The sequence below is a fragment of the Marinobacter sp. genome (assembly GCF_048266785.1).
In the GTDB taxonomy this organism is placed as follows: domain Bacteria; phylum Pseudomonadota; class Gammaproteobacteria; order Pseudomonadales; family Oleiphilaceae; genus Marinobacter.
Map to the genome: position 1 here is coordinate 418,059 of NZ_JBLWYX010000002.1, position 18,226 is coordinate 436,284.

The window sequence follows — 18,226 nt, forward strand, 5'->3', positions numbered from 1 at the left end:
CGCCGTTTCTGTTTCTGTGATAAAAAACTGCCACCAAATAAATACCTTTCACGTCAAAACTTTGCAGCCAGCCCCTCAATTGGTTTAACCTCACTATCATACTAAAGGCGTACCGGGGCAGTGTGTGAAATCATTCCATGATGGCTATGCAGCCAATGACGAGTTCCAGTCAGCAAACAGCGGACTTCAGCGTGGCGAACTCGTAAGAGATATGCTGAAGCAGAGATTACAGGCACCGATCGTTCCAGGGGATTCGTTGGCGCGCCATCATCTCAATGCGTTGATTGCCGATGCATTAACGTCGCGCGGTGTGCTTTTCGTGGAAGCCCCCTGCGGATATGGAAAATCCCACTCTTTGGCTATGGGAATTCAGACCGCGGGGATCAGCGATGACTGTGTCCGGTGGCTGACACTGAACTCACAGGATAACGCGCCCACCCGTTTTCTTAGCCTGTTGTCCGTAGCACTGGATATTCCCGAATCCTCTGAAAGCAGCCTGCAAGGCGGCGCTACCTTCCCTGATGCGCTTGCGATAATGCTCATGGGTCTGAGAAAGGCGCAGGCACCACGGTCTTCCATTCTGGTTCTGGACGGCCTTCACCACATTACGAACCCGGCCGCCGTTGCCTTGCTTCAGCAGTTGGTGGCCGATATACCGCCTCATTTTTCAGTCGTCATGCTTTCAAGGCAGGCGTTGCCCTATGAGACCCACGCTCTGGAACTGGAAAACCGGTTCACCCGCATAGGCACCGAAAAGCTGGAGTTCAGCCGAAGCGAAACCTTTGAATTTTTCCGGGAGGTTCTGAGTGATCAACAGTTAACCAGTGTGGCGATTGATCATCTGTACGATCTCACGGAGGGCTGGCCTACGCCACTGGCGCTTTATCGCCGGGATATCCGTCAAAGCTCGGAAAGGCACGCTGTTTCAGATACACCCGGTGTTGAACGGTTTTTAAAGGAATCCGTATTGGGCAGCCTGACTCCCGGGCAGGTCCGCTCCCTCAGAGCCATATCAGAACTGGGGCTGTGCTCTGACGAGCTGTTTCTCGCATTTGAATCGCTGATTCCAGAGGGTGTGTTGCTGCCTTCCGAGGCCTGTGAGCGTGGGTTACCGATAAAGGTCATGGCGGGTTGGGGGCGCTGGTACCGGCTCAATCCCTTGTTGATGGAGTGGCTCAGAACACCGGTGATGGCGGGCTATTCCGACAGGATGTTGGCAGCGAGCCGCTGGTTTGGCAGTCGCAACCAATTCCCCGAAGCTTTGAAATACTCGCTGTTGGCAGGCGATGCAGAGGAAGTGATCCGCATTGCATCTGAGGGTTCCGAGGCGCTGTTGCTGGGGCAGGATACGGCTTCGTTACTGCGCTTGCGCAAAAGCCTTCCGGCACCATTGCTTGAGCGCAGCCCCAGGCTGAGAATTGTCTACAGCTGGGTGCATGCCATTGGCGGACAGTTCCGACAGGCTCGGGCCCTGATTGATGGCATGGATGATATGACCCGGCAAGAACATGAAACACGGATCTGCGCACTCAGAGCGTTTATTCTACGCGGAGAAGGGCAGGTGGCGCCGGCTCTGGAAATGGCTGAGCGTGCGCTTTCCGGGCGGGAACTTTCAACTCAGGGCCAACTGGTCACGCAGATGGTGCGTGCCAGTGCTTTGTGTGCATCCGGGCGTTTCTCAGAAGCCCGGGAAGCCAATCGTGCTGCTTCCCGCTTGGCCAGGGAGGCAGGGGATTCCGGCTCAGAAGCGTTGGCGGTATACGCCCATGCCCGGATTGAATTGGGTAAAGGCGCGCTTCGGCATGCAGAGCAGTTGCTGCGGACTGGCCTGGATACCGTTGTACAGGAACTCGCCCGTCCCGCCCGAATCGGGGAAACGCGGCTGCAGTTGAATCTGGTCCTCGTGCTCTGGCATCAGGGGCGCGACGCAGAGGCCGATCGGCTACTGGTCACCTGTGGTCGCCATGCAGAGCAGACCCGGGATCTCGGGCTACTGCTGGCGATGGCAATACGGGTGTTAATGTGTCGCTCTCAGGGCCGTCTGGAAGATGCGTTTGTGTGGATCGGGCGAGCCGAGCGCACCATGCATACCTGGCAGGTGGATGAATCCCTCTATGTTCCGGTGCTTGAAGCCCTGAAAGCCAGTTGCTGGCTGGCTCAGAATCAGCTTGAAAGTGTTGCCCAGGCGCTTGCGCGGCTGGAGCCCTATCGGGAAGCCAGATGCGTGCCGGAACTCTTTCCGATGATGCCCGGGTTACTGGACTGCCTTCAGGTACGCCTGGATCTCGCACGAGGCGAAACCGTAAGGGCTCGGGAAACCCTGGCGAACATACGTAAACGCTATGATGAAGCGATTCCCTGGGGCGTAGACATACACATGCGGCTGTTGGCTGCTCTGCTCGTCAGCGAAGATAAAGGCATTACATCGGCTCAGAAGATTCTTGTAGGTGTTGTATCCGAAGCGGAAAAGGAACACTTCATAAGCCCGTTCGCAGAGCTCAAGCCTGAACTCAGGGATCTGATGGAAAAGACATACGGCCAACTGCCTGAAACCCCGTTCCGGGACGCCTTGGGTCAGCTGTTTGGCATAGCGGGAAAAACCTTGCCTGCGTTGCTGGCTGAGCCAATCAGTGACCGCGAGCAGAGCGTGCTTGAGCTGATCGCCAAAGGTTTATCGAACCAGGAAATCGCCGACAAGCTGCACATTTCGCTGCATACGGTAAAGACTCACGCCCGGCGTATAAACGCCAAGCTGGAAGTGCGCTCCCGTACCCAGGCGACTGTTCGTGCCCGGGAGCTGGGGCTCCTGTAACGCCGGTGAGACGTGTGAGGAGCCGAGTCAGGCTTGGGCACGGTTCTCGTTTTTGATGGCTTCAATACGGGCGTCTTTCTCGGCCCATAATTCGCTAACCCAGCGCTGAAATTCCACCCGCGTTTCGCGCCCGTTCTCGTAGTCCATTCCAAGAAACTGCGTCGGAATTTCCCGCACCCGGATATCGATCACAATGGTACGGATACGCCCGCTGAGGTAATCCCAGATACCTATACTGCGGTGCTCCCCGGGATAAACAATCGTCACATCCAGCATGGTATGCAGCATTTCGCCCATGGCGCCCAGAACAAACGCCGTACCGCCCGCCCTTGGCTTGAGGAGGTGTTTGTAAGGAGAGTTCTGGCGTTTTTGTTTGGCGAGGGTGAAGCGGGTTCCTTCCATGAAGTTGAAGATGGTCACCGGCGTATAGCGGAACTTCTCGCACGCAGCCTGGGTAGCGGCGATGTCCTTGCCTTTCAATTCTGGCTTCCGGGCAAGTTGCTCTTTGGTGTGGCGGTGCATAAAGGGGAAGTCCAGTGCCCACCAGGCAACGCCCAGCAACGGAACCCATATAAGCTGTTTTTTCAGAAAGAACTTGAGCAAAGGAATCCGACTGTTGAGTACGTACTGTATGGCCGGAATATCAGCCCAGCTTTGATGGTTGCAGGTAACGAAATACCAGTGCTCGCGGCTGAGATGTTCTGCACCCCGCACATCCCACTCAACCTGGTGCAGAACATCCATCACCAGGTTGTTGACCCCGATCCACAAACGGGCAATGTTATTCAGCACAACGGTGCAACCCTTGCGAATAGTAATTACGGGCAGCACAAGTTTGAGTAGCGCAAACAACATCAGAAACGGGAAGAGTACGAGCGTGTTGACGAGCACAGACAGGGCTGCCAGGGTTCCCTTCAGCGGCGCAGGCAGAAAATAAAGCATGCGGGAATGTCTCTGGTTATCAGGGGTTAATCGGAGCTCAGCCCTCGACCGAAGTGCGGGTGTTCTCTCTCGCAATCTGACCCGGGAGCAGAGCTTCCTCCGCGCTTGCCGAGGCCAGATCCTTCAGGTGCGAGGGGCTGCGGTCGCTTAGAATTTTCCTGAATTCAATATCATAGAACTCCAGATTGTTATAGCGGATCATCGAGCGAATTTCATCAACATATTCTTCGCCGCGCTCGGAGTAGCTGATCAAACCGCGGGCAAGGGCAAGCCCGGATAGCGGATCGCCGGATGCCCTGTCATCGAGGCGAGTGTCGCGCAGGCCTTGATAACTCGCATGCCGGTTCAGGTTCTGGATGTAGGCCCTTACGGAGTGGTAGGGCGACGGGAAGGAGGCCACTTCATGGCTGGCACCCTCAATGCGGCTCAGGGGTACCAGGCCACAGCCCCTGGAGAAGCACCACTGGCCGAACAGATTGTTGCCTCGAAGCGCAAAACGCGACGTACCCCAGGCCGACTCATTGGCCGCCTGCGCCAGAATCAAGGAAGGCGGAATAACGTCCAGGCGCTTTCTCAGCAGGGCAAATTGCGCGGGACTACCAGGCTCTTCCTCCACCCGCAAACGTTTGGATTGAGCTGCAAGCCAGGTGTGCTCTTTTTTTGACAGGGCGGTTTCGTTGGCGAGGCTGTCAAGATAATCCCGCTCAATGAGAATGCGGGAATTGGCAAGCACAATGCGAGGGTACAAAAACGAGAAAAACGCGACCTTCTTTTCAGTGGTGTCCTGATAACCCGAGAAATCCGGCAGGTCCTCGCGAGCCCAAGAGGGCAGTGGAGGTAGTGAGCTCAGGGCGGGTTCCGAACCGGTATTTCTGTCATTGGCTGAGCGTTCCGATGGAACGTAAAGAGCGCCCCCTACGGCAAAAGCGATTAAGGGAACAACCAGCATTAGCGAGCGCATTGCAGCCGACATAAAACCTCTCGTCACAACCTGTTTGTGTACCCGGCGAGCGAGCCTGAACGCTCGGTCGATCCGGGTGATGATGTTCATAATTATAACAGGTTGTACGAGCAGGGTTGTCTGAGGGTTCACAGTAGCTGAGTCGCGCTCAAAAGGCCGAGTCGCTCTTCGCTGTTAACATTGTCCCGGTACATGAGGAAAAACTGGCTCTGATCAGTCTAGCAGTGCAGGTTTCAGGACAGCGTGAGGAAGGACAGGAAACGGGCGCCCGGAGAGGGCGCCCGTGCCAGATAATCAAGCGGGTTTAGAAGAAAATCTTCATACCAGCCATAACGCCTTCGTCCAGATTAATGTTACCCCGGTACGGCGAATCCAGCTCGGTATTCAGGTACCGATAACCGGCAAACAGTTCCGCGTTGCGGATAACGCGATAGCTGCCGCGTAGCTCAAGGCTGGTCATGTCTTCCGAATCACCAAACGAGAGGATTCGTGGGGCATAGTGTAAGCCGCCAGTGAACGACAGGCCCGGGACGGTGGGAATATTCACAGTAGCAAAGCCACCAAGGCCCACTGCGCCACCATCCAGGCGGTCGTCGTCCCAGCCTATGGCGCGCAAACCGATGCCCGCAGTGGTGGGCAGGTTACCCAGCGCAGTGCGGCCTTGGGCATGAAAATCCACGTTGCCAATATGGCGACTACCTTCATGGTAAGTGTAACCGGCGCCGAGCTGGAGGTCGTTATTGTTGCCGAAGAAGTTCACCTGGCCCTTTACGGAGTCGTTGGTCAGGCTCAAATCCAGGTCGCTGGCAAACGCAGGTGCAGCAGCGATAGAGAGAACTAACACGGAAATACGGGATACTTTCATTCTTTTACCTTCTTGATTGCAGTGCAGGTATTGATTGTGGGCGAATGGTAACGGCCTACTCCGGGTACCACAACTTACAAGCGTGTAAGCCCGCTGTAAGCTAGTGGACAGGAGTCAGGCAGCTGTACCCATAAAATTCAGTGGCGCGTTGTTTCGCCACCTTGATCCAGGTCATCCGGAGACGCATTCTCCGCCGGAACCCTGTATTCCTCATTGGCCCAGGCGCCAAGATCAATCAGCTTGCAGCGTTCTGAGCAGAATGGTCTTGAAGGATTGGACTCCGTCCATTCCACGGATTTTTTGCAGGTGGGACATTCTACGTTCATGTGGACCTTTCAAATCGTTAATCGTATGTGCGGTTGCCGCATGGAGCTCGGCGGCGTTATACAGGGGCTTTTGCAGGAGCGCCATGGGCGTATTGTTCCAGTACTGCCCGTAGCATTTCAATATTGACAGGCTTGGCAACAAATGAATCCATCCCGGCCCGACGGCAGCGCTCTTCATCCTCTTCCATAGCGCTGGCGGTAAGAGCGACGACGGGTACCCGTTGGCGCTTACGGGCTTCTTCCCATGCCCGCAGGCGACGGGTGGCCTCGAAGCCGTCAACCCTGGGCATCACGCAGTCCATAAATATCAAATCAAAAGGATGCCATTGCCACAAGCTGGATGCCGCCTCACCATCATTTGCCGTCATCACATCGCACCCCAGTTTCTCTAACAGCCTTCGGGTTAACGTTCGGTTTACCGGGTTATCTTCGACCAGTAGCACCTTCATACGGCGAGAGGTGAGCTCGCGGCGTTTTTCAGTATCATCAGTGGCTTGCAGCGAGAACCGGGTAAGGAAGCACCGATCTTCCTTTGTGGCGTCCTCGAATAGCCGGTTCAGAATGGGGGTCAGGCAGGATTCCCTCAAGGACTTGCTGAGAAAGGCATCCGCCCCGGCCTGGCGGAAATGTTCGGCATCGCCACGCTGTGGGTTGGATGAGAGAATCAGCAGGCGCATATCCGCCCATAACGGGTTGCCGCGTACCTGGCGACACAGCAGATTGCTGTCCATATCCGGCAAAAAGCCGTCAAGGATAATGGCGTCAAACGGCTCCTGGCTGTCGAACGCCAGGCGTAACGAGGTCAGGGCCTCTCCGGCGGATTTGACGGCCTCGATGTGGACATCGTGGCGCGACAGCATTTCCAGCGTAATCTTGCGGGACAGCTCGTAGGAATCGGCAACCAGTACGCGCTTTCCTTTCAGCATGCGTGTGTCCGGGCGCATGCGTGATCCATTCTCAGGCGCTGCGGGCAGCGTCAGTTCAACCCAGAAGGTAGAGCCCTCCCCGGGTCGGCTTTCCAGATCCAGAGAGCCTTGCATCAGATTGACCAGTTGGCGGCAAATAGTCAGCCCCAGCCCGGCACCGGGTAGCTGGCGCTGGAATCTCTGGCCCAACTGCACATAAGGCTCATACACCAGCGGACTGTCTTCCGGGTTAATGCCAATGCCCGTGTCTTCTACCGCCAGGCGCAGGCGAACCTTCTCATCCCGGCGCCCCAGCACTTCGATACTGATCAACACGTGCCCGGAATCTGTAAATTTGATCGCGTTGGATACCAGATTCAGCAAGACCTGGCGAATCCGCGCCGGGTCACCCCTGAGCGCCCAGGGCAGCTCCTCGTCAATGCGTAGTTCCAATGCCAGCCCTTTCTCACGTGCACGGTGGCCCAGCATGTGCACCAAGTCGTTCAGGGTTTCCCGCAGATCGAAAGGAATATCCTCAAGCACAAGCTTTTCAGCTTCCATGCTGGAAATGTCCAGCAGATCGTTAATGATGGCAGAAATGCTTTCAGAGGCGTTGAGCAAGGTGTGCACGTACTCGCTCTGTTCCTGGTCAAGCGGTGTGTCGGTCAGCAGGTTGGCGTATCCGAGAACAGACTGCAGAGGTGTGCGCAGCTCATGACTTACATTGGCGAGAAACTGGTTTTTGGCGCGGTTGGCCCGTATCGCCTCATCCCGTTCATCCTGGGATTGAAGGGTGGTCTGCCGGAGTGACCGGGTATCTTCCAGAATCTGAAGCCGCATCTTGTTAAGCGCCTGTTCAAGCTCGGAAAGCTCATCAGGTTTTATGGGTGGTCTGCGCTTCAGCTTGAGCGGATCCACCAGTGCATCCAGGTTCAGCCGTGCAGCGTAGTCTGCCATGGATTCCATGTGGCGAGAGAGGGTGAAACGCACGATGATCACAAGCCCCAGCGTGCCCAGCATCACCACAATCGACTGAAACAGCAAGTTAATCAGCGCGCCGTTGCGTAGCCCCGAATAAATCTGCTCAACCGACGAGGTGATCGTAAGCGTGCCCATGTTTTCCGGGCCGCGGAAGGTTGAGCGATCGAATATCAACGGGAAGGTTTGTGAAATAACCCGGCCTTCAGGATAGCCGCCGGTACTGAACTCCTCACCGGTGGAGGTCACAACTCTGGCGTAGTGAATGGCCTCTACCGCCCGCATGTCATCCAGGCTGTTGGCCACCTCGCTGAAATTCATCAGCCAGATGTTGTTGCTCATACTGCCGGAGACCAGCCCTGCGGCGCGCTGCTGGGTTTCCTGAAGATCGGATTTGCGACGCTCAAACTCACCGATCATCTGCACGCCGGTGGCAACCAGGGAAATGACCAGGCTGAACAGCAGCACATACACAAGCAGCCGCATTGCCAGCGGCCGGATACCCATGCGCGTGAAAAACCGATTTGAAGGCAAGGCACAAATTCCCTGTGTCGACTACTAAATCACCAACGGAAGTCTAACAGACCGTCAGCACTTCGACACGTTTCTGTGAATGATCGTTCATAAACCGGAATCGCACGTTCAGATCATAAAGATGTGCTCCGTAAATACGCTCCTCATCACGACCTCTGCGAAAGGAAGGGCGGGGGTCGTAGCTCACCACATCGGTAATAAGCAGCTTCAGATCCGGGTACTGCTCTGGTGGCAAGCTGGCAAGCTGTGCCTCGGCTTCTGGCAGGAAAGAAACGTCCAGGCGTTCAGTAGGCGCCGTTTCAGCCCAACCCAGAGCGGCATCCGGTACCGAATCTGCAAACGGCAGGTAAGGTTTGATATCCAGAATCGGCGTGCCCTCTATCAGGTCGTGATCGCTTATCTGCAGGGCCAGATGGTCGTCGTTACGCACAAGCCCTTCGTTACGGACTACGGATAACCCAAGGCTGTTAGGCCGGAACGGTGAACGGCTGGCGAACACGCCCATTTTCCGGTTACCACCCAGACGAGGTGGCCGAACTACTGGCCGCCACTCTGCCCGAACGGCTTCGTGAAACTGGAAGATCAGCCAAAGATGGCTGGCTGTTTCCAGGCCCCGAAAAGCATCTTCCCGATCGTAGGGTGGCTGAATAATCAGATCGGCTCTGGCGTGGCGAGTGAGGCCAGGTTGGCGCGGGACTCCGAATTTGTCTTTGAAGCAGGAGTGGGTAATGGCAATGGGTTTAAGCGCCAGAGCATCTGATGCAGGAATAGAGTGGTGTCTGGGCATAGGCCTTAATTCGCGATTACAAGTTCATGCACCGAACCTAGGTCTGCAAGCAGGGTCTTCCGGGAACCGCTACGAGCACATCCATGTGCGCTTGTCTCCGGCCGTCCATGGCCTCCGACATTCCCGGAAGACCCTGCTTGCAGACCTTCTTGGCACCGAGTCAGCGGTATAAGCGTACTAGAAGTCACGATCAATACTACCTGAAAAGAACATTTCTACGCGAAAAAGCAACGAACCCCGGTCTTTGAAGCTCTCTTCTCTGGGAAAGGTTAACGCCGGGATGACTTCGGCAAACAGCCAGTCGCTGTGGAGCCGGTAACGCCATGTGAGATCGGCAAAAGCAGACGTTGTGCGCCAGCCAGGTTTGCTCTCGCCAACAACGCCGATACGGGGGGTGAGGGTGGAACGATTATTGATCCGCTTGTCTGTACTGAAAATCTGCGCCGCCACAAACTTGCTGTCACGGTGAACCCATTCTAGCTCAGAGGACGACCAGAACCGCCAGCCATTACCAACAGCCCGACTGGCACTGAGCCAGGTGCGGGCACCCCAGCCATCCTGATGGTAAAAATAAAAACGCTGCTGTGCGCGCATGGCCCAGTCGGCATCCGCTTTCCAGCGCTTTTCCGCGGTTGCCCGCCAGAACGCATCCGGAGGAAGGCGCAGGCGCACGCCGATGTCGTTGGACAGGTTGATGGCATCGCCGATTTGCGAGAGGTACCGTAAAGCGCCGGTTGTTTCAGTGTCTGTTCGGTTGGGGTCTGTGAGTTGCCGGTCGCGCTGACGTTCCTCCAGGGGAATCAGCTCGTCGCTATCGCTTTCGATAACCAGGCGCAGTTTACGTTTCGTGGTGGGTATATCCAAACGGAACCGGACTTCCGGCTCGAATTGGGCCGGGTCGCCGTATTCGGATTCGGTGGCGAAGCCAAGGCGCAGGTAGCTTTCGTTGTTTGGAAGGTTATGGCTCTCACCGGAGAGTGTCCGATCGGCCCAATTCCCAAGGGATTGAACTTTTGGGCTCTGAATACGCTCTTGCCGCAGGATAAAATTGCTGAAGCCCGTCCAATAAGAGTCCATCGGCTCTGCCCAGTACTCATCCGGGTCAAACGTATAGAACGACAGTGGCAGTTTGTCAGGCGCCAGGGCGTCGCTTATCGAGTGTTCCTGAACCTTGAACACGGGTTCAATGCCGTAACTGTTTGTGCTGATTAGAAGGAACAATGCTGTAACCGTTCGGGCAAAAGCCGAACCGTGCCTGAAGCGGAGTTGATCAACCAAAGTCCACCATGAACCTTTCATGCAATGCGCGAACCTCGGCAGCAACGTTTTCTGTGGGCTGGTTGTTATCAATTACGGCATCCGCCTTGCTGATGCGCTGCTCACGGGATATCTGAGCGGCAATAATCCGCTCAACCTGTTCGCGGGAGTTGGTATCCCGGGCCACGGTACGCTCTATCTGAACCGCCACGGGAACATCCACCACCAGTACTTTTTCAACCAGTTTGTGCTGGTCGGTTTCCAGCAGCAAGGGAGACACTAACAGAACGTAAGGCAAAGTATAATCTATAGGATGTAGTTGGCGAATCAGCTCTTCGCGAATAATCGGGTGCAGCAGGCCCTCAAGCCACGCGCGCTGCCCCGGCTGCTCAAACACAATCTGCCGAAGGCGTGCTCTGTCGAGCGCCCCGCCGACTGTGAGAATGTCCTGCCCGAAGTGATCGGCAATAGCGGTCAGCGCAGGCATGCCCGGCTCAACCACTTCCCTGGCTACATCGTCCGCATCCACCCAGTGCACGCCCAAAGCGCCAAACTGACGCGCGACTGTGGATTTGCCAGAACCGATACCGCCTGTAAGCCCGATAATGATCATCTGATGCGTCAAACCCCTAACAGCCCGTACCAGAATTCCTGAATCTCAACGCCAAACCATAAACACAACAACCCGGCAGCCGCAAGGTAGGGTCCAAACGGAATAGGTACTTCACGGCCATGCTTCTTGAACGCCATCAGGCTGATACCCACAACGGCACCCACCACAGAAGACAACAGAATCACTGCGGGCAACAACTCCCACCCCAGCCAGGCGCCCAAAGCAGCCAGCAGCTTGAAATCACCGTGCCCCATGCCTTCTTTGCCAGTTGCCAGCTTGAACAGCCAGTAAACGGACCAAAGGGAAAGATAACCAAAAACTGCCCCCAGGAAAGCGCTGTCAAAATCGCCCAGATACCCGAAATAGCTCAACATCAGCCCAAGCCACATCAAGGGCAGGGTGATGCTGTCCGGCAGAAGCTGGGTATCGAAATCGATCACGGTCAGGGCAACCAGCGCCCAGACCAGAAGAAGCGACCACAAGGCGGCCTCGGATGGGTCAATGATCACAACCGTCATCACGGAAAACAACGCCGTTACCGCTTCAATCACCGGATAACGGATCGAAATGTGTGTTTTGCAGCTGCCACACTTCCCGCCAAGAAACAGATAGCTGATAACCGGAATGTTCTCCCAGGCCCGGATTTTATGGCCGCAGGAAGGGCAGGTAGAGGCCGGGCTGGAAAGCGTTACAGGCTCCTCCTGTTTCCGCTCCGCTTCCGAAACCTCCAGAAACGCCTCGCACTGACAGCGCCAATCCTGATGCATCATTTTCGGCAAGCGCAGAATCACCACATTCAGAAAGCTACCAATACATAGGGAGACGAAAATAACAACGAGGTATAGAAGCCAGGGAGTTGAGAGGAAGATGTCTAGTGTAGCCATTCAAAAGCTCAAATTATTAATGTTCAAAAAAACACCCACCCCTCTCCCCAACCCCTCTCCCGCAGGGGGCGAGGGGCTAAAAACCAAAGTCTGGGGCCAGTGCAGTTAGCTCCCCTCTCCCCCAGCGGGAGAGGGGCCGGGGGAGAGGGGCCGGGGCGGCACCCTACCCAACAACCTGCCCCATCTGAAAGATCGGCAGATACATAGCAATAATCAACCCACCCACAAGCACACCAAGAACCGACATAATCATCGGCTCCATCAAAGCAGTCAGGTTATCCACCATGTCATCAACCACGCCTTCATAATGCTCAGCCACCTTTTCCAGCATCTCATCCAGATTACCGGACTCCTCACCAATAGCCGTCAACTGCACCGCCATCACCGGGAAAATATCCTGCTCCCGCATGGAAGCCTGCAGCTGGGTGCCGCTGGAAACATCGTTTTTGATGCGCTGAATGGCATCGCGATAAACTGCGTTGCCCGTGGCACCTGCAACAGAATCCAGAGCGTCTACAAGGGGAACACCCGCAGCAAAGGTAGTGGACAGAACCCTGCCGAACTTGGCAACAGCAGATTTATCAAGAATTTCGCCTACAACAGGCAGTTTAAGGACATATTTGTCTACAAAATCCGAAAACTTCTGTGATCGGCGATTGGCCTCCTTGAACAGGAATATGGTGCCCACAATGCCCAGAAGCACCACAAACCACCACGTCTGCATCCAGTCAGAAAGTCGTACAACCATTTGGGTAAACACCGGAAGTTCTGCTCCAAAGCCCTGGAACAGGCTTTCAAACTGGGGAACAACCTTAACCAGAAGAATGGCAGTAACAACGATCGCTACAACAACGACCGCAATGGGATAGGTCATCGCCTTTTTGACTTTCTTCTTGAGTAGTTCAGTTTTCTCAAGATAGGTAGCTATGCGATCCAGCATCTTCTCCAGCGCACCAGCCTTTTCACCGGAATCCACCAGGTTGCAGTAAAGATTGTCAAAGTGCTTAGGGTGTTTGCGAAGCGCCCCGGCAAAACTGGTGCCAGATGAAATATCATTCCTGATAGCCATCACCAAGTCCTGCAGTCCTTTGTTTTCGAGGCCGTCAGTGACGATATCAAAACTCTGAACCAACGGCACACCCGCTTTCATCATCGTTGCCAGTTGCCGCGTAAGCATGGCAATGTCAAAAGGTGTGATCTTCTTGCTGCCGCCGAACAGAGGCTTAGGCTTTTTCTTGACCTTATCCGGAATGATGCCCTGCTTTCGGAGCTGAGCCTTTACCAGCGCCAAATTGGAGCCGGTAAGCTCGCCTTTGGACTTGTTGCCCCTCCGGTCTTTACCTTCCCAGATATACGATTCCAGCTTTTGCGCTTTCTCTGCCATGCTTAATCCTTCGTCACGCGGTTGGCTTCTTCAAGGCTGGTCACGCCCTCCATCACTTTCAGTAGTGCCGATTGGCGTAAATTCCGGAAGCCTTCTGCCTGAGCCTGCTGTGCAATTTTAATGGAGCTGGCTTCTTCCATAATCATGCTGGCCAGCTTCTCGGTAACCTTGACCACCTCGTAAATACCGACGCGGCCTTTATATCCACCATTGCATTTATCACAGCCCTTGGGGTGGTACAACTTGAACCCTGTATCAATTTGTTCCTGTGTGAACCCCTCGGTCAAAAGTATGTCTTTAGGTACATCACCAGTCTGTTTGCAAGCACTGCACAGGCGTCGACCAAGGCGCTGAGCAATAATCAAACTGACGGACGTTGCAATGTTGAAGGCGGGGACGCCCATGTTCATCATTCGGGTGAGGGTTTCTGCCGCACTGTTGGTGTGGAGTGTAGAGAGAACCAGGTGACCGGTTTGCGCCGCTTTGATGGCAATATTGGCGGTTTCAAGGTCTCGAATCTCACCCACCATGATCACATCCGGATCCTGGCGTAGAAATGCCCTCAGTGCCTCAGCAAAGCCCAAGCCTACCCTGTTGTTCACGTTAACCTGGTTAATGCCTTCAAGGTTGATCTCCGCCGGATCCTCCGCCGTGGAGATATTGATGTCTGCGGTGTTGAGGATGTTCAAGCCGGTATAAAGAGAGACGGTTTTACCCGAGCCGGTAGGGCCGGTAACCAGAACCATACCTTGTGGTTGGGCTAGTGCATCCATATACAACTTTTTCTGGTCTTCCTCATAGCCCAGCGCATCAATGCCGAGTTTGGCCTGGCTGGGATCAAGAATCCGAAGAACGATTTTCTCACCCCAAAGCGTCGGCAAGGTGTTGACCCGGAAATCGATGGCCTTGGTCTTGGACAGCTTCATCTTGATCCGGCCATCCTGGGGAACCCGCCGCTCGGAAATGTCCAGTTGGGCCATGATTTTTATACGGGCCGAAATCTTGGGTGCCAGCTTGATGGAGGGCCGTGACATCTCCTTCAAAATGCCGTCTGTCCTATATCGAACCCTGTAAGTTTTCTCATAAGGCTCAAAATGCACATCCGAGGCGCCACCACGAATGGCGTCCAGCAGCATCTTGTTCACATACTTTACGATGGGCGCATCATCTACATCATTTGCAGACACGGCCCCTTCATCTTCCTGTTCGCCACTCTCGGTTTCCACACCCTCCAGATCCGCATCGTCCAGATCACCCATGCTGGTGTCATGGGATTCCAGATATTTGTCGATAGCTTCACGGAGCTTCGCATCGTCCACCAGGATGGGATCGGTGCTCAGGCCGGTGTTGAACTTGATTTCATCCAGCGCCTGAATGTTCGTAGGGTCGGACACTGCAATAAAAAGACGATTGCCTCTCTTGTATAGAGGAAGAGCGTTGTGCTTTCGCACCAGTTTTTCGTCGACCACCTTCTCCGGCATCATTTCCGGGAGAAATGACGAAAGGTCCAGAACCGACACTCCAAATTCCATCGCAGCCGAAAAAGCCAGTTTGGAACTGTCTGCCAGCTTGTTCTGGGTGAGGTAGGTGATCAGTGGAATCCGATTCTGAGATGCCTGTAAAAAAGCATCCTTAGCGACGGTTTCTTCAAGAAGCCCGTCATCCACAAAGCGCCGGGCAAGACCGGTAAGCGTGATGTTACTTTGGTTAGTAGCCATAAACTGAGTAAAGAGTGCCGCCTAAGTGACTGAAAAAAGGTTTTTGTCGATTGAGGAGAGTTTAGATGGCTGCTCCGGGTTTGGAAAGGTGTGTGTTGGTTTAGGGGGATTAGTTGGGTTGATCCTGTTAGGGACGTGAATGAGGCAGGTGACAAAATTTGTCAGTGGGTGACGGGTAGGGGCTGAGAGTTGACGGGCTGAGTGTTTCGTTTTGGGCGTGACGGTATGGGGTAGGTGGTTGATTGGTGGTGCTTTGTGGCGGTGTTTTTGTGGTTGGCATACAAGGTGCTTGTGCTGGTTCAGGCTCAATAGAATTGGTCACGGGGCAAGGCTCCATCGATCCCGGGTCATTTGGGGTTTCTTAACGACAAAAGCAGAGGTCGAATATGAAGAACATGAAAATTAATCATGCTCAGAAGGGTTTTACGCTGATTGAATTGATGATCGTTGTGGCGATTATTGGTATTTTGGCTGCTATCGCAATTCCGCAGTATCAGGATTATATTGCGCGGTCTCAGGTTACTCGTGTAGTTGGTGAAATTTCAGCGGTGAAGACTAACGCTGAAGAAGCGCTTCTTCGCGGTGGCACAATTACGAACGTCCCCGCCGACGAGGGTCCGACCGACTTCTACGTTGGTTTTGATCAAGCGAAGTCTAATCTAGTTTCTACATTTACAATTACGGCTGGCGGTACTGCAGCTCCCACACTCGTAGCGACCTTGGGCGGAGATTCAAGTGCGGCTGTTACCGGCGCAGTAGTTAATGTCGCACGGGATGCAACTGGCGTATGGACTTGTACTATTGATCCCAGCAGTGCTCCTGCTGGCGCTTGGAAGGATAGCTACGCTCCAGCAGGGTGCCCAGCTAGCTAAAATAAATCACAGATCATGGACAGCACAGCTTAGCCTGACTTGATTTCCGAAGGCCCGGCGGTTTCGACCCTCGGGCCTTTGCTGTTTCTGATACGTGTATTCCGGGGTTTATGTCAAAACCTGTGTGTAAAATAAACAATCTTCAGCGATTGGACTGCATACCAGGCACGCCAAAGCTCCGGCTAGGTTTGCCAGATTAGAAGGTTGTATTCAGAGGGAAGGGAGGTAGATTGATCATGGACAGGCGCAGCCTAGCCTGGCTTGATTTCCAAAGGCCCGGCTATAATCACCATGGACAGACACGCAGCAACATAAGCCCTCCTCGCAATAATTTAATCTCCAATCAGGATTTTGGCTCTGAATTTGCTAAATTAGGATGTAAGTCAACTGCCAGAGTCTGGACGCTGATGTCTAAAAATTCCGGCTTTACCTTAATAGAACTCATGATCGTTGTATCGATCATCGGCATATTGGCTGCCATTGCTATCCCTGCCTATCAGGGATATATAATAAAAACCCAGACAAACCGGGCGGTAGGTGAATTGTCAGCTTATAAGGCCTCATTTGAAGAGCGCACAGGTTCCGGTGGAAGCGTTGCCAATAATGATATTGGCTATAACCCGTCAAACCTTACTAATGGCGTCCAGGCCGTCAATATAGGCACACTCAATCCTGACGGGTCAGGTCAGCTTCAAGTGACCTTGGGCGGCAGTGCCCACCCAAATTTGACAGGTTTGATTCTGCGCTTTGATCGCGATGCAACAGGGAAGTGGGAGTGTGTAGTTGATAATACAGCCGCATCAAGCTGGAAGTCGTCATATCTGCCTTCCGGTTGCCGGCTGTAAACCTACCAATCTAACCCCAAATTCAGTTTTTTCCCTTGCACCAGAGGACGTAATGCAAAAATCCTGGAATGCTGCTCTTTGGTTATTGGTTGCTGCGGTGTTTGCCAGCGTTTTATTTGCAGATTTTTTGTCGCTGCCATTTGGTGGTTATGCTTCACAGCGGTTTATATTGGTGGGTCTTCTGGGGCTGGCGGTTAGCTTTTCAGTAGCCGTTTTGGTTTATCAGCACGGTTGGGCTCTGCTTGGGCGTATATGGCCTGTCACCTTGGTCGCGGGTGGGTTTGTTTTGTTGGCACAGGCGTTTGGCGAGGCCCCTTATAACTGGGCTGAGCCTGGAATGTATGCAGTGTTCTTTCTTGGTTTCGTGCTGGTGGGCAGTTTGCCGGGAAGTGACAAGCATAGGCAATACTGGGTCGTTGTTTTGGTGAGTGTCGCAGCGACCACAGCTGCTTTTTATGGTGGCGCCACTATAACTGTTTACCTGTTTGCACTTTCTGATCAGGTCGCAAACTTGTCGAGTTTTATTCCCTGGGGCTTTGTGAGTATTCGCTATTGGAGCCATATTGCCACTTGGCTCCTGCCATTACTTCCACTGGCAGTGCTTGTGGGGCCGCTCCGGAATCAAAGGTTGTGGCGATTTTTCATTGCGCTGGGCGCGGCGCTTTGGTGGTGGGTGGTGTTACTGTCGTCTTCTCGGGGAACTATGTTGGGGCTCGCATTCGGGGCGCTTGTCGCGATTGTTTTGATTGGTCGCCCGGCGCTACCCTGGATGAAGATATTTTTACGGTATCTGGTGTATGGCGTAATTGCATGGTTGCTTCTTTCCGTACTCATCCCTTCGTTGTTGCTGGATGAAATTAGTATTCGTGCATTGAAGGCGGATACCTCTGGCCGAATGCCTTTATTCATCGAAGCTTGGCGAATGAGCCTTGAAAACTTCCCCTTTGGTGTGGGGCCACAATCCTGGCTGACCCATGAAATTTTGACTGAAGGCTACCGGCAGTCTCCTAAATTTGGCCACCCCCACAATATGTATTTAATGTGGGCTGCTGAGTATGGCTGGCTCTTGATTGGTGTTCTTTTGCTGCTGGTTGGTCAGGCAGTCCGACTTTTCTGGCAGCGACGAGATGAAGTGCGTGCCGGCGAAAATAATGATCTGGCCCTGCCTTTAGCGGCCTATACTGCATCGGTTTCTGCCGCTTTACTGCATGCCGGTGTTTCCGCAGTATTTATGGCTCCCGGTTCGATGCTAATCGGGTTTTTGGTGCTCTGTGTGTTCTGGAGGTTGATTACGCCAGAGTCGCGACCGGTTACACCCATATATCCCAAAGCAAGGGGGGCGGCAGCCGTTTTGGTCGGGTTGCTAATAAGCTTGTCATCTCTCTACTGGCTGAATGAGGTGTCGGCATATCACAAGGCTATGGAGAACGATCTAGAGTTCTATAATGAAAATGTGTCAGCGGGTACGCTGCCACGGTTTTGGTTTCACGGGAATTTCCCTCGCCACCCGAGCCAAATGCCCTAGTAAAAACTAATGATGGAC

General features: G+C 54.0%; 15 protein-coding genes. 4 read left to right on the forward strand and 11 right to left on the reverse strand.

Annotated elements, in window-relative coordinates; translation table 11 throughout:
• The first annotated feature begins 124 nt into the window (after positions 1 to 124).
• Entirely contained in the window at positions 125 to 2,812 is a 2,688-nt protein-coding gene (locus ACN0V1_RS05420; RefSeq protein WP_417544012.1) for a LuxR C-terminal-related transcriptional regulator, read from the forward strand.
• A gap of 27 nt (positions 2,813 to 2,839) precedes the next feature.
• Here ACN0V1_RS05420 and ACN0V1_RS05425 read toward each other — a convergent pair whose 3' ends face one another.
• The 11 genes from ACN0V1_RS05425 to pilB all read right to left on the reverse strand — a co-directional run bounded on the left by ACN0V1_RS05425 (position 2,840) and on the right by pilB (position 14,966).
• Positions 2,840 to 3,754 carry an acyltransferase gene (locus ACN0V1_RS05425; protein WP_417544013.1) on the reverse strand — a complete coding sequence of 305 codons (915 nt, stop codon included), beginning with the start codon at positions 3,752 to 3,754 and terminating at the stop codon, positions 2,840 to 2,842.
• Between the two features lie 37 nt (positions 3,755 to 3,791).
• Positions 3,792 to 4,727: a glucosaminidase domain-containing protein gene (locus ACN0V1_RS05430; protein WP_417544014.1), complete on the reverse strand. Its 936-nt coding sequence runs from the start codon at positions 4,725 to 4,727 to the stop codon at positions 3,792 to 3,794.
• A gap of 292 nt (positions 4,728 to 5,019) precedes the next feature.
• Positions 5,020 to 5,580 (reverse strand): YfaZ family outer membrane protein, encoded by a 561-nt coding sequence (locus ACN0V1_RS05435; RefSeq protein ID WP_417544015.1) that lies wholly within the window; start codon positions 5,578 to 5,580, stop codon positions 5,020 to 5,022.
• A 137-nt stretch (positions 5,581 to 5,717) separates the two neighbouring features.
• Positions 5,718 to 5,906 carry a DNA gyrase inhibitor YacG gene (gene yacG, locus ACN0V1_RS05440; RefSeq protein ID WP_417544016.1) on the reverse strand — a complete coding sequence of 63 codons (189 nt, stop codon included), beginning with the start codon at positions 5,904 to 5,906 and terminating at the stop codon, positions 5,718 to 5,720.
• Between the two features lie 56 nt (positions 5,907 to 5,962).
• Positions 5,963 to 8,323, reverse strand: a complete 2,361-nt coding sequence (locus ACN0V1_RS05445; protein WP_417544017.1) for a response regulator — start codon at positions 8,321 to 8,323, stop codon at positions 5,963 to 5,965.
• A 43-nt stretch (positions 8,324 to 8,366) separates the two neighbouring features.
• Positions 8,367 to 9,110, reverse strand: a complete 744-nt coding sequence (gene tsaA / locus ACN0V1_RS05450) for a tRNA (N6-threonylcarbamoyladenosine(37)-N6)-methyltransferase TrmO (protein ID WP_417544018.1) — start codon at positions 9,108 to 9,110, stop codon at positions 8,367 to 8,369.
• Positions 9,111 to 9,287: 177 nt separating this feature from the next.
• Positions 9,288 to 10,409, reverse strand: a complete 1,122-nt coding sequence (locus ACN0V1_RS05455; RefSeq protein WP_417544019.1) for a hypothetical protein — start codon at positions 10,407 to 10,409, stop codon at positions 9,288 to 9,290.
• Positions 10,381 to 10,980, reverse strand: a complete 600-nt coding sequence (gene coaE / locus ACN0V1_RS05460) for a dephospho-CoA kinase (RefSeq protein ID WP_417544057.1) — start codon at positions 10,978 to 10,980, stop codon at positions 10,381 to 10,383. Before coaE ends, ACN0V1_RS05455 begins: the two co-directional genes overlap by 29 nt.
• Before the next feature lie 8 nt (positions 10,981 to 10,988).
• Complete coding sequence (locus ACN0V1_RS05465) at positions 10,989 to 11,864, reverse strand: prepilin peptidase (RefSeq protein WP_417544020.1); 876 nt, start codon at positions 11,862 to 11,864, stop codon at positions 10,989 to 10,991.
• A gap of 163 nt (positions 11,865 to 12,027) precedes the next feature.
• Positions 12,028 to 13,248, reverse strand: coding sequence for a type II secretion system F family protein (locus ACN0V1_RS05470; protein WP_417544021.1), 1,221 nt, complete (start codon positions 13,246 to 13,248; stop codon positions 12,028 to 12,030).
• A 2-nt stretch (positions 13,249 to 13,250) separates the two neighbouring features.
• Entirely contained in the window at positions 13,251 to 14,966 is a 1,716-nt protein-coding gene (gene pilB / locus ACN0V1_RS05475; RefSeq protein WP_417544022.1) for a type IV-A pilus assembly ATPase PilB, read from the reverse strand.
• A gap of 386 nt (positions 14,967 to 15,352) precedes the next feature.
• On the opposite strand from pilB, the gene ACN0V1_RS05480 reads away from it, so the two are divergent.
• From ACN0V1_RS05480 to ACN0V1_RS05490, 3 genes are all read left to right on the forward strand, one after another.
• Complete coding sequence (locus tag ACN0V1_RS05480; RefSeq protein WP_417544023.1) at positions 15,353 to 15,838, forward strand: pilin; 486 nt, start codon at positions 15,353 to 15,355, stop codon at positions 15,836 to 15,838.
• 236 nt (positions 15,839 to 16,074) lie between these two features.
• Positions 16,075 to 16,683 (forward strand): pilin, encoded by a 609-nt coding sequence (locus tag ACN0V1_RS05485; RefSeq protein ID WP_417544024.1) that lies wholly within the window; start codon positions 16,075 to 16,077, stop codon positions 16,681 to 16,683.
• A 52-nt stretch (positions 16,684 to 16,735) separates the two neighbouring features.
• A complete protein-coding gene (locus ACN0V1_RS05490; protein WP_417544025.1) occupies positions 16,736 to 18,208 on the forward strand; it encodes an O-antigen ligase family protein in 1,473 nt (490 codons plus the stop codon).
• Positions 18,209 to 18,226: the final 18 nt, after the last annotated feature.